Origin of the sequence: Streptococcus sp. SPS1 (assembly GCF_030439915.1) — a bacterium.
Lineage (GTDB): Bacteria > Bacillota > Bacilli > Lactobacillales > Streptococcaceae > Streptococcus.
Window position 1 is genome coordinate 78,617 of record NZ_JAQFJG010000003.1, and the last position, 14,442, is coordinate 93,058.

9 protein-coding genes and 1 pseudogene are annotated in these 14,442 nt (G+C 36.3%); 5 read left to right on the forward strand and 5 right to left on the reverse strand.

Going from position 1 to position 14,442, the window contains the following annotated elements:
• The first annotated feature begins 1 nt into the window (after position 1).
• Positions 2–1,990 carry an ABC transporter permease gene (locus tag PCY12_RS03595; protein WP_301351577.1) on the forward strand — a complete coding sequence of 663 codons (1,989 nt, stop codon included), beginning with the start codon at positions 2–4 and terminating at the stop codon, positions 1,988–1,990.
• Positions 1,991–2,041: 51 nt separating this feature from the next.
• On the forward strand, positions 2,042–2,245 hold the full coding sequence (locus tag PCY12_RS03600; RefSeq protein WP_301351578.1) for a hypothetical protein: 204 nt from the start codon (positions 2,042–2,044) through the stop codon (positions 2,243–2,245).
• 28 nt (positions 2,246–2,273) lie between these two features.
• Here PCY12_RS03600 and PCY12_RS03605 read toward each other — a convergent pair whose 3' ends face one another.
• Positions 2,274–2,969 (reverse strand): VIT family protein, encoded by a 696-nt coding sequence (locus tag PCY12_RS03605; RefSeq protein ID WP_301351580.1) that lies wholly within the window; start codon positions 2,967–2,969, stop codon positions 2,274–2,276.
• A 164-nt stretch (positions 2,970–3,133) separates the two neighbouring features.
• Here PCY12_RS03605 and PCY12_RS03610 point away from each other — a divergent pair, with 164 nt between their 5' ends.
• Together PCY12_RS03610 and PCY12_RS03615 are read left to right on the forward strand one after the other, a co-directional pair.
• A complete protein-coding gene (locus tag PCY12_RS03610; protein ID WP_301351582.1) occupies positions 3,134–3,835 on the forward strand; it encodes a response regulator transcription factor in 702 nt (233 codons plus the stop codon).
• On the forward strand, positions 3,832–4,710 hold the full coding sequence (locus PCY12_RS03615; RefSeq protein WP_301351584.1) for a HAMP domain-containing sensor histidine kinase: 879 nt from the start codon (positions 3,832–3,834) through the stop codon (positions 4,708–4,710). Before PCY12_RS03610 ends, PCY12_RS03615 begins: the two co-directional genes overlap by 4 nt.
• 40 nt (positions 4,711–4,750) lie before the next feature.
• Here the strand turns inward: PCY12_RS03615 and PCY12_RS03620 are convergent, their stop codons facing one another.
• From PCY12_RS03620 to PCY12_RS03635, 4 genes and pseudogenes are all read right to left on the reverse strand, one after another.
• A complete protein-coding gene (locus tag PCY12_RS03620; protein ID WP_301351585.1) occupies positions 4,751–5,503 on the reverse strand; it encodes an ABC transporter permease in 753 nt (250 codons plus the stop codon).
• 10 nt (positions 5,504–5,513) lie between these two features.
• Positions 5,514–6,422: an ATP-binding cassette domain-containing protein gene (locus PCY12_RS03625; protein WP_301351587.1), complete on the reverse strand. Its 909-nt coding sequence runs from the start codon at positions 6,420–6,422 to the stop codon at positions 5,514–5,516.
• A 141-nt stretch (positions 6,423–6,563) separates the two neighbouring features.
• Positions 6,564–7,373: a Cof-type HAD-IIB family hydrolase gene (locus tag PCY12_RS03630; protein ID WP_301351589.1), complete on the reverse strand. Its 810-nt coding sequence runs from the start codon at positions 7,371–7,373 to the stop codon at positions 6,564–6,566.
• A gap of 202 nt (positions 7,374–7,575) precedes the next feature.
• Positions 7,576–8,715 (reverse strand): annotated as a pseudogene (locus tag PCY12_RS03635) (IS110 family transposase); the annotation flags it as partial.
• Between the two features lie 222 nt (positions 8,716–8,937).
• Between PCY12_RS03635 and PCY12_RS03640 the strand changes: the two are divergent.
• Positions 8,938–14,256 (forward strand): YSIRK-type signal peptide-containing protein, encoded by a 5,319-nt coding sequence (locus tag PCY12_RS03640; RefSeq protein ID WP_301351591.1) that lies wholly within the window; start codon positions 8,938–8,940, stop codon positions 14,254–14,256.
• The last annotated feature ends 186 nt before the right edge of the window (positions 14,257–14,442 follow it).

Genomic DNA, 14,442 nt, shown 5'->3' on the forward strand with positions numbered 1-14,442 from the left:
TATGTTTCGATTAACCAATAAGTTAGCGGTATCGAACTTGATTAAAAACCGCAAACTCTACTATCCTTTTGCGCTGGCTGTTCTTTTGGCAGTCACTGTCACCTATCTCTTTTACTCTCTAACTTTCAATCCCAAGATTGCTGAAATCCGTGGAGGAAACACCATTCAAGCTACTCTAGGATTTGGTATGTTTGTCGTCACCCTTGCGTCAGCCATTATCGTCCTCTATGCCAATAGTTTTGTTATGAAAAACCGTTCCAAGGAACTGGGAATTTATGGCATGTTGGGCTTGGAGAAGCGCCATCTGATTAGTATGACCTTTAAGGAGTTAGTGGTATTTGGGATTCTAACTGTTGGAGCGGGTATCGGTATTGGAGCCTTGTTTGACAAGTTAATTTTCGCTTTCTTGCTCAAACTGATGAAATTGAAGGTTGAGCTGGTCGCTACCTTCCAGATGAAAGTTGTCATTGCAGTACTTGTTGTCTTTGGATTGATTTTCCTAGGCCTCATGTTCCTGAATGCCCTTCGAATCGCCCGTATGAATGCCCTTCAGCTCTCTCGTGAGAAAGCTAGTGGTGAGAAAAAAGGTCGTTTCCTACCTCTCCAAACGATTCTTGGTTCCATTAGTTTAGGGATTGGCTATTATCTTGCCCTTACGGTAAAAGATCCTCTTACAGCCCTAACAACCTTCTTCCTAGCTGTTTTACTGGTTATCTTTGGTACCTATCTCTTGTTCAATGCAGGGATTACCGTTTTCCTCCAAATCTTAAAGAAAAACAAGAAATACTATTACCAACCTAATAACCTCATCTCTGTTTCCAACTTGATTTTCCGTATGAAGAAAAATGCAGTTGGACTAGCAACCATCGCTATCTTGTCAACAATGGTTTTGGTAACCATGTCAGCAGCGACAAGCATTTTCAATTCCGCAGAAAGCTTTAAAAAAGTTCTAAATCCTCATGATTTTGGAGTTTCAGGGCAAAATGTTGAAAAAGAAGACTTGGATAAACTCTTGAGCCAGTTTGCAAGTGACAAAGGTTATAAGATTAAAGAAAAAGAAGTGTTTCGTTACACTTACTTCGGTGTTGCGAACCAAGAAGGAAATAAGTTAACCCTTTTTGAAAAAGGACAAAATCGTGTCCAACCCACAACAGTTTTCATGGTATTTGACCAAAAAGATTATGAAAATATGACTGGTCAAAAACTGTCTCTATCAGGAAATGAGGTCGGACTCTTTGCCAAGAATGAGGGAGTTAAAGAACAGAAAACTCTAATTCTGAATGATCATCAATTTTCTGTCAAAGAAGAATTTAATAAAGATTTCATTGTGAACCACGTTCCAAATCAGTTTAATATTTTGACTGCTGATTACAATTATCTTGTTGTACCTGATTTACAAGCCTTTTTGGATCAATTCCCAGATTCGGCTATCTATAATCAGTTTTACGGTGGTATGAATGTAAATGCCAGTGAAGAAGAACAACTCAAGGTCGCTGAGGAGTATGATAAATACCTCGATCAATTTAATGCTCAATTAAACACGGAAGGTAGCTATGTTTATGGTAGTAATTTATCAGATGCTAGTACTCAGATGAGTGCCCTCTTTGGTGGTGTCTTCTTTATCGGTATTTTCCTATCCATTATCTTTATGGTCGGAACTGTTCTGGTCATCTACTACAAGCAAATTTCTGAAGGCTATGAAGACCGTGAGCGCTTTATTATCTTGCAGAAAGTTGGTTTAGATCAAAAGCAAATCAAGCAAACCATTAACAAACAGGTTTTAACTGTTTTCTTCCTTCCTTTGCTCTTTGCCTTCCTACATCTAGCCTTTGCCTACCATATGCTTAGTCTGATTTTAAAAGTGATTGGTGTACTGGATACGACTATGATGTTGATTGTGACCTTGTCTATCTGCGCTATCTTCCTCATCGCCTATGTGCTGATTTTCATGGTTACTTCAAGAAGTTATCGCAAGATTGTGCAAATGTAAAAAAAGATACCTCGACTTCAAAATCGAGGTATTTCTTGTATTTTATACTCAATGAAAATCAAAAAGCAAACTAGGAAGCTAGCCGCAGGTTGCTCAAAACACTGTTTTGAGGTTGTAGATAAAACTGACGAAGTCAGCTCAAAACACCGTTTTGAGGTTGTAGATAAGACTGACGAAGTCAGCTCAAAACACCGTTTTGAGGTTGCAGATAGAACTGACGAAGTCAGTAACATATCTACGGCAAGGCGAAGCTGACGTGGTTTGAAGAGATTTTCGAAGAGTATTAAATGCTGAAAAGTTGTCCTAGCAGAAAGGTAACTCCCATAGTTAAGAGACCAATAGAAAGGTTCCGAATCATAGCTGTTTTGGTAGGTGCTTTTCCAAGTTTGGCACTAGTGTAACCAGTGAGAAGAAGGGCCACACCGACGATAAGGACAGTAGCAGGGATGCGGTATTCACTTGGGAAAATGGTTACTGAAAGCATTGGAGGCAAACTTCCAAGGAAAAAGGCAACAAAACTAGAAATGGCAGCGTGCCAAGGATTGGTAAACTCTTCATACTCTATCCCATATTTTTCCTCTACCAAAGCCTTAAGCGGATTATTTAAAAAGGCTTTGTTGGTGAGAAGTTGGGCTGATGTTTCACATTCTCCATTTTGGATATAGGCAGCATCGAGGGACTTTTTAGCTAGTTCCATATCTTGGTCTAGCAAGAGTTTCTCACGCGCAACGGCCGCTTCCTCGGTATCTTTTTGAGTTGAAACGGATACATATTCTCCACCAGCCATTGAAAAGGCACCTGCCAAAATAGCTGCAAATCCTGATAAAAAGATAATCCAGATATTACTCGTAGCACTGGCAACCCCGATAACCACACCAGCAATGGAAATAATTCCATCATTAGCACCAAGAACACCCGCACGCAGGATATTTAAACGACCTGCAAAATTTGAATCGATTTCGTGATTTGTTTCTGACATACTATTCTCCTTTTTATCCAGTATAAAGGAAAAATATAAGGAAATCAATCTTTTAAAAGTATCTGAAAAAAGTTGCACGATTTTAATGAAAAAGAGGAAAAAGCTTTTCTGTTTAAGCTTTATCAATAAAACATGCTATAATAGTTGCAGAAAGGTTGGTATTTATGGCTAGGATATTGGTTATTGAAGACAATAGTGACATTCAAGAAATTTTGCGAACACTTCTTACTGAGGAACATGAGGTAATTCAAGCCTTTTCTGGTACAGAAGGAATCATGCGTTTTGACCAAGGGGGGATTGACCTCGTGTTGCTAGATATCATGCTTCCTGGGAAAAATGGGGATCAGGTTTTAAAAGCCATCAGGGAACAAAGTCAAACTCCAGTCATTATGCTAACGGCTTTGAGCGATAAGAAGTTAATCAGTCAATACCTCTTAGACGGTGCAAATGATTACATAGTCAAACCTTTTGATTTGGATGAAGTCTTTGCCAGAGTTACTGTTCAATTACGTCAAAGCATAGAAAAACAGCCTATGGAAATAGAAAAAACTGAAAATCTGCCACAAAACTTGAAAAATATCCAGTTTGATGCAGAAAGTTTTGAAATCAAAAATAGTCAGGAAACGATTCGCCTTGCCAAGAAAGAATGCTTGATTCTCCAAACTCTCCTCAAACACCCTAAGAAAATATTTACCAAGGAAGAACTTTATGAATTGGTCTGGGAGGATAGCTATCTACCTGGAGATAATACCCTCAATACGCATTTGAGTAATCTTCGTAAAAAATTAAACCAGCTTGACCCAAATCAAGAATATATTGAAACCATCTGGGGAGTTGGGGTAAGATTAAAAGGAGACAAGCAATGACTTACATGATAATCTTTATCCTACTGGTACTCTTAATTATTTTATCGATTGCATTGATTCGCTACCATCTAGCACTTAAAAACTTGAGTCAACAGATTGAAGACAAGATTCTCACGGGTAGTATGAAAAGAGTCGGAGTCAACATTTTTTCCAAACATTTTTTACAACTCTACCAGCAAATTGAAAATCTATTTCAAGAAGTGGAACAATCTCGGTTGGTGATGAAAAGGGAAAAACAGACTCTGGATATGGCCATCAGCAATATCGCTCATGATATTCGAACCCCTTTGACTATCGCTTCAGGTTACACCCAACAATTGATAAAGTCTCCTGAAAACCAAGCAGAAACCTTACAAAAAATAGCCCAGCATCTTGATTTAGTTTCTAAACGTTTGGAGGCTCTCCTAGAATACCGTCGGTTGATGGAAGGAGCTGTCAAACCGAAACTGGAAGAAGTGGACCTTTCAGCTTTTATCACCAAGAAGACTCTGGCTTATTATGATGTTTTTCAGGCTGCAAATATCACGCTTGATTTTAAGGTTGAAGCTGGTTTAAAAACGAGGACCGATGAAGACTTGCTGGATCGAATTTTACAAAATTTGCTTGGAAATGTCCTCAAACATGGTAAGGAAGAAGCACGGCTATCTTTGAGAAAGGAACAGGAACAGCTTGTCTTAGAGATTGCAAACCTTGTCAAACAACCCATCAAAAAAATAGAAAATCTCAGCAATCGTTTTTATTCTGAAAATCTATCTGATACGGAAGAATCCTCTGGTTTAGGCCTTTATATCACTGAGGAATTATGCCATCTTCTCAGTGCAGAGATGGAACTAAGCACAGATGGGCAGTGGTTGTCGGTTTTCATTTACTTTTAACGAAAGAAACCTCCTCTGTAGGCTAGAGGAGGTCGTTTTATTATAGACTTTTCTTTTTGAAAACTGCCAGTCCACTTAGATTAAAGATTAGAATAACAGCTAAGGTAACTATAAGGGTATAGAAAATGGATTCACTATTAGCAGTCATAGCATAGAAAAACTGCAATGATAAATATGGCAAAATTTTGATACTTGGGAAGATGAGCATTGGCATAGAAAGTAAGATAGAGCTGACCAAATAGCCAATAAATACTGCAAGATAAGAATGACTAACATAGAGGATGAAGGAAACAATGGAAAGCCAAGCAAGGAGGCAAAGGAATTGAAGGGAAATGGTTATCAGTAGATTGCCGATAAAGCCATCAGGCATAGTTCCAAATCCATTTAAGATAGTTGCTGGAATAAAGGCAATCACAAGGCTGATGATAACTTGCAAGAGTGCAATACAAGTCAATACAAAGGCTTTGGCAAGGAAAAACTCGGTACGAGAAACACCCACTGTTAAATTATTTTTATAGAGTTTGCCGATTAAATCAACTCCAAGAACGAGGCAGGCTAGGACTATGCAGAGAAAAACGAGGTTTGAACCTTGACTAGATGCGTTGATCAGGGCTTGTACACCGTCCCAACCATGGGTTGGAATGTCTGGCTCTTCTGTATTGATTGCCATCAGATGGCCAGTAGCCCCAAAAACAGCCCCCATTAACATGAGTACAAAGAGAATGAATTCTGTAATCCAGAATCCTTTGGAACGGAAAAGACGGTAAAAGTCTGCTTGAATGGTATGTATCATGATTTTTCTCCTATTGAACCAATTGAGTGAAATATTCTTCTAGGTTTTGACGGGCATAGTAAATCTCGTCAATGGCAACATCTGCCAAGGTTAATTCCTTAAGAATCTGTTTGACATCTTGTTCCTGACCAAAGATATGAATTTCGTTTTCAGGATTGACAACCTTGAACTGGAGTTGGATTTGTTCTTTCAATACTTGACAAGCTCTCTCTTGATCAGCTGTCTTAAGAACAATGTAATCCTCACTTAGTGTTTCAAATTCAGCTTTGCTGATTTCACGGATAATCTTGCCTTGATCTAAAATACCAAAGCGATTTGCTAGGAGATAAAGTTCTGACAAGATATGGCTAGAGATGAGAATGGTGATCCCTTTTTCTTGATTGAGCCGTTGAATCATGAGTCGAAATTCTTTGATACCGATTGGATCGAGACCGTTGATAGGTTCATCTAAAATCAGGAAGTCTGGTTTAGATAGAAGGGCAATGGCGATCCCAAGTCTTTGTTTCATTCCTAGCGAGAAATCACGAAAGAATTTTTTACCTGTATCTGCCAAACCTACATAGTCCAGGGTTTCACGAATGACTTGATCAGCATTTGGAATATGCCGAATCATACAGTAATATTTCAGATTTTGATAAGCTGTTAAGTGATTATGAGCTACAGGTGATTCGATAACAGAACCTACTCGAGATAGAGACTTGCTCCACTCATTTTCCGTTTTGCTGGAGAAGAGGGAAACAGTTCCTTTATCCGCAAAAAGTAGTTGCGTAATAATTTTTATCAAGGTGGTCTTCCCAGCTCCGTTCTTCCCGATAAGTCCATAAATATCTCCCTCTCTTATCGTTAGATGAAGATCCTGAAGAATAGCTTGTTTGGCAAAGTTTTTGGACAATCCATGAATGTCAAGTACTGTTTTCATGATTCTCTCCTTTTGATTTATTTTGATAATTTTAGTATAAAGCATAGAAATCAAAGAAAGCTCAAGCATTTCTAAAGAGTTTCTAAAGTTTTAGGAATTCTTAAATATCAAAACCCAGTTGATATGAACTGGGCTTCTTAATTATAAAATATATTTCTCAATCGCACGCGCAACGCCGTCTTCTTCGTTGCTGACTGTAACAGCATCCGCAAGAGATTTGACATGGTCACTAGCATTTCCCATAGCAATACCGAGGCCGGCAAACTGGAGCATTTCAATGTCGTTATTGGCATCGCCCATGGCCATAATCTCTGAGGAATCAATTTTCAAAATATCTGCTAGTCGAGAAAGAGCAGTAGCCTTTGTCGTACCAAGTGGCATAGCTTCATAAATGACAGGCTGCGAACGAACTCCACTGAATCGTTGGCAGAGTTCTGTAGCAAAACGCTCTTCAAAATCGTCTGTTTGGCTCTCTGTCCCCAAAAACATACCTTGGAACATACGGTACTTGCCACTAGTCGCTTTCTCAAGGGAAATTTCAGTCAGGTCTGAAAAGACTAGTTTAGCATCATTTTCAATGACTTGATTGGGCTTGCCACCGAGGACAAAATAGTGTTCCTCATCAAAAAGAGTCAACTGAACATCACTTTTTTCAGCTAGGTCATAGAGGTATTCGATGTCTGCAGGACTAAGTTCTTGCCAGTCAACTAGTCCCCAGTCACTTGTCTGGTGAGTTGAACAACCGTTGTTAACAATGACATATTCATTCTGGAGGTCTAGCCCCAGTTTTTGATAGTAGGGGAGGACACCAAACAGCGGGCGACCTGTACAGAGAACCAGTTTGACACCTTTTTCAATGGCTTGGTGAATAGCAGTAATATGAGCTGGTGGGATTTCCTTGGCTTCATTGAGGAGGGTTCCGTCCATATCCAAGGCTAGTAGTTTAATCATAGGTCTTCCTTCTTTATCTTTTGGTATTATTATAGCATATTTTGGAGGAAAGGAGGAGGAATTATTTTCGTAGTTAAATAAAGCCAATGAAATCAATACTTTAGAGATAGTGCAAGTTTGAAAAAAATAAAAATTAGTTGATTTATTATTTATCCTAATTTTGTGCACACTAAAAAGAGGTCTTGACACCTAAATTTTAAAATTAAAGCACGTTGAATCCGTGCTGTTGTGCGAAGCGAACGGCATCTTGGACAGACATTGTCTTATCAGGATTTCTTATTTCTGTAAGACCTTGTAATCTTGGATTATAACTCTCCTGTTTTAAAAGTACGTGGTAGATGGCAACCAATAATCTGCGACAGATAGCGATGATAGCTTTTCGATGCCCCCGTCGTTTCTTGAGTTTGAGATATTTATTTCGTAATTCAGGGTGCTTCTCTGATTTAACCACGGCGTTAGCTATTTGAACAAGAAAAGGTTTGAGATAGTGACCACCTTTCGAAATACGAGTAGAAAATTTCTTTCCTGCACTTTCATTGTTGGCAGGAACTAATCCGCCCCAAGAACAAAGTTTACCTACAGTACTAAAGACAGTCATATCAGCTCCGATTTCAGAGATAATTCTGAGGGCAGATAGTTCCTCTTTGAAACCAGGCACGGTTTGGATTAACTTGACCTGTTCTTGGTATTCTTGTCCGAGTTTCCGAATCATGGTTTCTAAATCTTCTTTACAGACGGCAAGAGCATCATAGTGTTCCTTGATGGTTCTGATTTTCTCATCTTGTTTAGGTGTCACCTCCCCCTCGATAGCGATTTTCAAGTCCTGCACCTTATCCTTCATTCGCTTGTGAACCAACTGTTCAATGTTTGGTTTGTCCTCTGGATTGTCAAGGATGCTTTGAATAATAGCCTGAGCACTTTTTCCGAACACGTCGGAAATGACACTTGCAATCTGAAGATTAGACCAAGTCAGACAGTTCTGGTAACGATTTTTCTCGCTGACTTGAAGTTGTGTTAATTTCATGCGATAGCGAAACAGGTCTCGAAGCTGTCTAATTTTAAGAGGTGGGATAAAGCTAGAAGCAACTAAATCATGCTTGAAGAGGTCGGCTATCCACTGGGCATCTTTCTTGTCGGTCTTCTTTCCTCTGATAGCCTTGACATACTTGGGGTGAGCCAAGCAAATCTTGCAGGATTTTTCGAGGATATTGAAGACAGGAATCCAATATTTATCGGTAGATTCCATACAGACATCAAAGCAAGAATAGTATTCTAGCCAGTCTCGTAGCTGTACTAACCCATTTGTAAAAGTTGAGAAACGTTTACGATGGTAGCTTGTGAGGGGAATTATAAAAATAGCTGTAATTTACTATGAAAATTATAGTTTCACATGACATTTTTTAGGAAAAGGTGTATACTAGTAAGGCAATATTAATTGTTTTTTAAGAGATGATGAAAATTACAATTTTAGGCTTAAAAATTGAACCTTCCTTTAAATACTAAAATATTTAAGGGGGGGGTATTTTTATAAGTACCCATTTGTAAAAAAGAAATGAGGATGAAAATGAACTTTAAGTCAAGGAAATGTGAAGAAAACGGGGAAAAAGTTTTACGCTATTCTATTAGAAAGCATCATCTGGGAGTGGCTAGTGTGGCAGTGGCTTCGCTATTATTTTTTGCAACTGGCGTGACGACTGTTCAAGCGGATGGACCAGCAGCAGGTTCAGCAAGTACACCAGGTTCACCAGCAGAAGAACAACCAACCGAACATGGCAAACCATTAGACGAAGAAATTGAAGAAAAAGAAAGAAAAGAAGAAGAAGAAAGACGTCAACATAAGGGAGAATTTTTTGAAAAAGATAATCCTTCTCTAGAAAAAAATACCAATACTGAAGATGCTGATGCCAATAGAGTATATAAAGAGCCAAAAGAAGGAACCTCAGCTAAAGGTTTATATAAGGTGTTAGATAGTTTACCAGATGATTTCCAAAATAATGAGTTAAATTACTTGAAAAATATGGATGCTATCGGTGATAAAATAGGTTTAAAATCAGGTGAAATTCGTGAATTGGGTTTAACCCTTGAAAAAATCAATAAGTTGGGCTTAACCCCTGAAAAATTAGAACAATTAGGTGTCGAACCTAGCTTGATTAAAAAATTAAACTTAACTCCTGAAAGAATTAAGGAAATTGCAATTAGACCTGAACTTATTAAAGAATATATTTTGAATGAAAAAGAAAATATAGCATTAAGTTTGATTTTCGAAAAAGTTGAAAAAGAAAGTTTTACTTCAGAAAAATTAAAGGAATTAGGCTTAAAAGATGAACTTTCGAATAGATTGAATCTAACTCCTGAAAAAATTAAAGAATTGTTAGCAAATCCTGAATTGATCAAAGAGTTAAAACTGACACCTGAAGAAAATAAAGAGTTGAATGCCGTTTTTGAAAAATTTGATAAGGAAACTTTAAACCCTGAAATCTTAAAAAAAATGGGAATGAAAGAAGAGCTTATTCAAAAATTAAACTTAACTCCTGAAAAAATTAAAGAGCTTGTCTTAAATCCTCAATTAGTAAAACAATTAATTTTAGAGGAAGAAGAAAATAAAAAAATAAACAATAAACTTATTGAAGCTTTTGAAAAACTTGAAAAAGAAAATCTTACGGTTAATAAGTTGAAAAGCTTAGGACTAACACAAGAGTTAGCTGATAAATTAAAGTTGAATCCTGACAAAATTAAAGAATACCTCTTAAATCCTGTATTAATGGAAAAAGAAAATCTGACAAAAGACGAATTAGAAGTCGTGCATAATGCTTTTGATAGACTTGAAAAAGAAAGTCTTTTACCTGAAGTATTAAAAAAATACAATGAATTCGGAGGATGGAAACCGATCGGTGGAGGTACTTTCGCCATCGGTAAGAAAAATGAATCGGGGTATTTCACAGGTTGGCGTGTTACAGGTTATACTCCTGAAGGAAAACCAATAATAGAACAAGGTGGAATGCTCGGTTCTGATGCTCTTGACCGAATCTACCTTCACGAACAAGCCTTAGACTACAGATTTAAGTATATGTTAATGCTTGCCAAAGGACGCACTATAGCCAATAGAACTGATAAAGCACAAGATGGTTCTGAGTTTAAAATAAAGACAGAAAATAATAATGTGAATAAGGAGAAACTCGCTAATCTACCTGTAAAAGATAGGGATGATCTTATAGCTCATTCTCCTAATATAGAAGGATTTAACGGCATTGAGAAACGCTTCGAAGCTTTTTCAAGTAAATATGGAAGTACTTTAAAACTAGACTTCGTGACAGGTTACATCTCAGATTTTGAATTCAAGACAAAAGGAAGTTACCGTATCGTTGTTAAGGCTATTAAAAAAGATAAAACAGACCCTACAAAAGAAGTAGAAGAAACTATCTATGACCACACTATCAACCATGTCGATGGAGTAGTAGAGAACGAAGAACGCTACAGCCAAGGTGTGGATTTAAGAGCGATTAATAAAATAATTAAAAATTTATTGAAAGATGAATACAATAAAAAAGTCAATGCTCTTGCAGATGATAAATATAAGGTAAGATATCCGGGTGAAAGAAAAGATAAAAATAAACTAGACGCTTTGAGAGAGGAAGCTAAACAAGAACTTGCCAAAAAGGGAGACGTTACATTTGAGTTACCTATAGATAAGGATGAATTGCATGAAGTAGAAAAAAATGGGAAACCAACTAATAAATTTAAAGAGGGAAGTGTTTTTACAGTTTCATATGCAACTGTAGCTAATAAACTCAATAATGAATTAAGAACAATAAAGGATGCGGAGGTTCAAAAAAACTCTCCAGTATGGGCGGTTAGCGCTGAAACATATCCAGACAACCCAACATTAACTAAGTATAAAGATCCAGACCGCGTCTATAAATTATTAAATTTTGTATTGCCTACTGCGAAAAAAATTATCTATCATGGAGATACAGATCAATTAGAACTCCAAACAGATCCAGAAAAAGTGAGGAGTCATCGTGAAGAGCTTAAGTCTAGGTTAGAGGCAAAAGAAGCTAGCTTAGCAAGCAGTACGAATGAAGAGGAAAAAACTAAACTTAAAAAAGAAATCTCAGCCTTAAAATCAGCCATTGGATCCACGAACTCATACACTTACGTAGAAGCAAGAAACGGTAGTAAAGAAGCAAAAATCCTTGGATCACACATGGAAGCAACTGAACAACCTAGTACAAGTGAACTAACAGAAAGTGAGTACAATAGGATAAAGACGAATGAACTTGCTGCGAAGGAAGAAAAAGGTCTTTCAAAATTCACGCACTATTTTGTCGAAAAAGAAAAAGTTAGACGTTCAGATGTACTACCTGATGATAAATTATCAGAAAGAATTACTAAGGAAATTGGTGGCGATGAGGATAAACTAGGTAAAGGTGGATACTTCTCAACAGGAGATATTCACTTAGAAAAAGATATCGTTGCTTATAAGATCCAAATATTTTCAGGTAATAATAAACGAGTTGGGATAAATCCCCAAAGTCCACGTATACAATATAACCTACCAGTTTTAGCAAACTTTTCGATTGTCCAAGACACCTTAAAAGCAGCTCAAGCTTTATCTCATCGTATTCTTGATCAAACCATTAAAGAAGAAAAAGAAAAAGTTGATGAAAAACGAGCTGAAAAACAAAAATTAGTTACTGAATTGGAAAAAAATATACCTCCGCTCGAAGATAAATTGAAGCCTCTTGAAAGCAAACAAAAAGAATTAGAGGATAAACAAAACGAGCTAGGAGATAAAATAAAACCTTTCGAAGATAAACAAAAAGAAGTTGCTGAAAAACTAAAACCAATTGAAGATAAACAAAAAGAACTTGAAGAAAAACAAAAATCAGTAGCAGACAAATTAAAAGATAAAGATAAACTAAGCCAAGATGAATTAAAAAAATTAGAAGATGAGGCTAAAAAACTTGAAGATGAAGCAAAAAAATTAGAGGATGAAGCCAAACCTTTTAAAGATGAAGCTAAGAAATTAGAGGATGACGCTAAAAAAATAAAAGAAGAAGTTCAATCATTAAAAAATGAATTAGAATCTACAAAATCCAAAATTCAACTTGAAAAGGAAAAAATTCAAGATATTGATGAATCTTTCAAAGAAGTCGAAAAAGGCTTAAATAAAATCCACAATCAAATTGACGCAACTACAAGAACCCATCAATTAAAACTTTTATTTAAAGGAAATATTACAGTTAAATATAAGGATAATAATGGAAAAGCGTTAAAAGAGAGTGCAACATTAGCTAAATCTGGAAACTTTATTAGGGTTAATGAGGAAGGAAATTTATCTGAAACAGATAAAAATGATCAATTAGTAAAAACACATAAAGTATTTGAAAATGGAAATGTCCTTGAAATTGTTGAGAATAAAATCGTTAAGGCTTATAAAGTTGATCATAATGGAAAAACAATCAAAACTTATGTGGTTGACGAAAATGGTGATATTTTTGCTAGTGATGAAAAAGGTGAGAAAATCCAAGAATTAAAACTTTATAAACTTGTAAAAGAAGATAGAGTTGAAAAAGTATTGAACCCTGAAACAAACAAGGAAGAAGAAAAAACAATTCATGAAGAATACCTTGCAAGACTAGATAAAGATGGAAAAGTAGCTGGAAAATACAATAAAAAACACTTAATCAAAGGTAAAGATAAACCAGAAGACTTATTAGAAATTAGTAATAAAATCGGTTTGTACTATGATTCAACGAGTGAGTATCTAAGAACCATAAAAAAAGACGGAGTTACTTATCGTTTGAGTACAACTCATAGAGGTGGTGTTACAGAAACATCTAATCGTCCTTCCGGAGTATTATCTTCTGTAAATACAACTGTTACTTATCTGTATGATGAAGTTGCTCGAGCTAAAGTTCAAGTGTTAGAAAGAGATGACAACAATAATCTAATTCCTGTTGAAAATCAAAATGACTTTATTTTGGAATCCCTTGTTGGAAAAGATTTCCCTGCAGAAGCTGTCAATGAAAAGATAGCAGAGTTGAAAAAAATCGGGTATGATATTGTTTCAAGTGATTTTGGCAATGGAAAAACTCGAGTAGCCGATAATGTCAGTGATGTAGAGGATAATATAAGTCAAATTTATACGATTATAGTTAAAAAACCAATAATTTATGCGAATGTAGTAGCGAATTACTACAAAGATGGAACAGAAGAAAAATTAGCCGAAAGTGATACTCAAGAAAATAAAAGAGTGTTTACAGATTATGAAACTAAAGCAAAAAAGATTTCTTCAAAAAAAGTAATCGAAGAAACTGAACTAACAATTACCACAAGAACATATACTTATACTTTGAAAGCTAATCCAGAAAATAGCAAAGGTAAAGTTGTAAAAGGAGGGGTAGTTGTAAATTACTTCTATACTGAAAATGTCGAAGAAAGTGTTGTATTAAAAATAACGATTTGGCGTGATACTGAAGGGAATGAATTGAAACCGTACGAAGTGGGTAAAAAAGCAGCATTGGAGTTTAATGGTTATAGATTTGTTAAAACCGCAACAATTGATGGAATTACAATTCATTTATATGAAAAAATACAAAAACCGTTTATTCCAGGAAAAATACCGACTCCACCTACGCCTGTAATTCCTAATCCACAACCAAATCCGGTAGAACCACAACCAAATCCGGTAGAACCACAACCAAATCCGGTAGAACCACAACCCGAGCCAGAAAAACCGAATAAAACTGAAGAGCCGTGTAAACCAGAATTACCAAATACTGGTACAGAAACTAATGCTGGACTTACAGTACTTGGAGTTTTAGCAGCTTTGAGTGGAATTGGGCTTGTTACACGGAAGAAAGAAGAATATGAGAATTAGGTTTTCTAATCTTTTAGGTTGTTGACAAATTTTGTTTAGGATTCAAATTTCTCAAATTTATATTTTCGAATGACTTCCTAACATAGTAGTATTTGGACGGCAGCAGCCCTGCGGTCTCATGCCTGAGAATACTACTATAGGAAGTCTTCTTTGTTCTTCGTCTGCTTTTTTGAGCAAAATAATCTT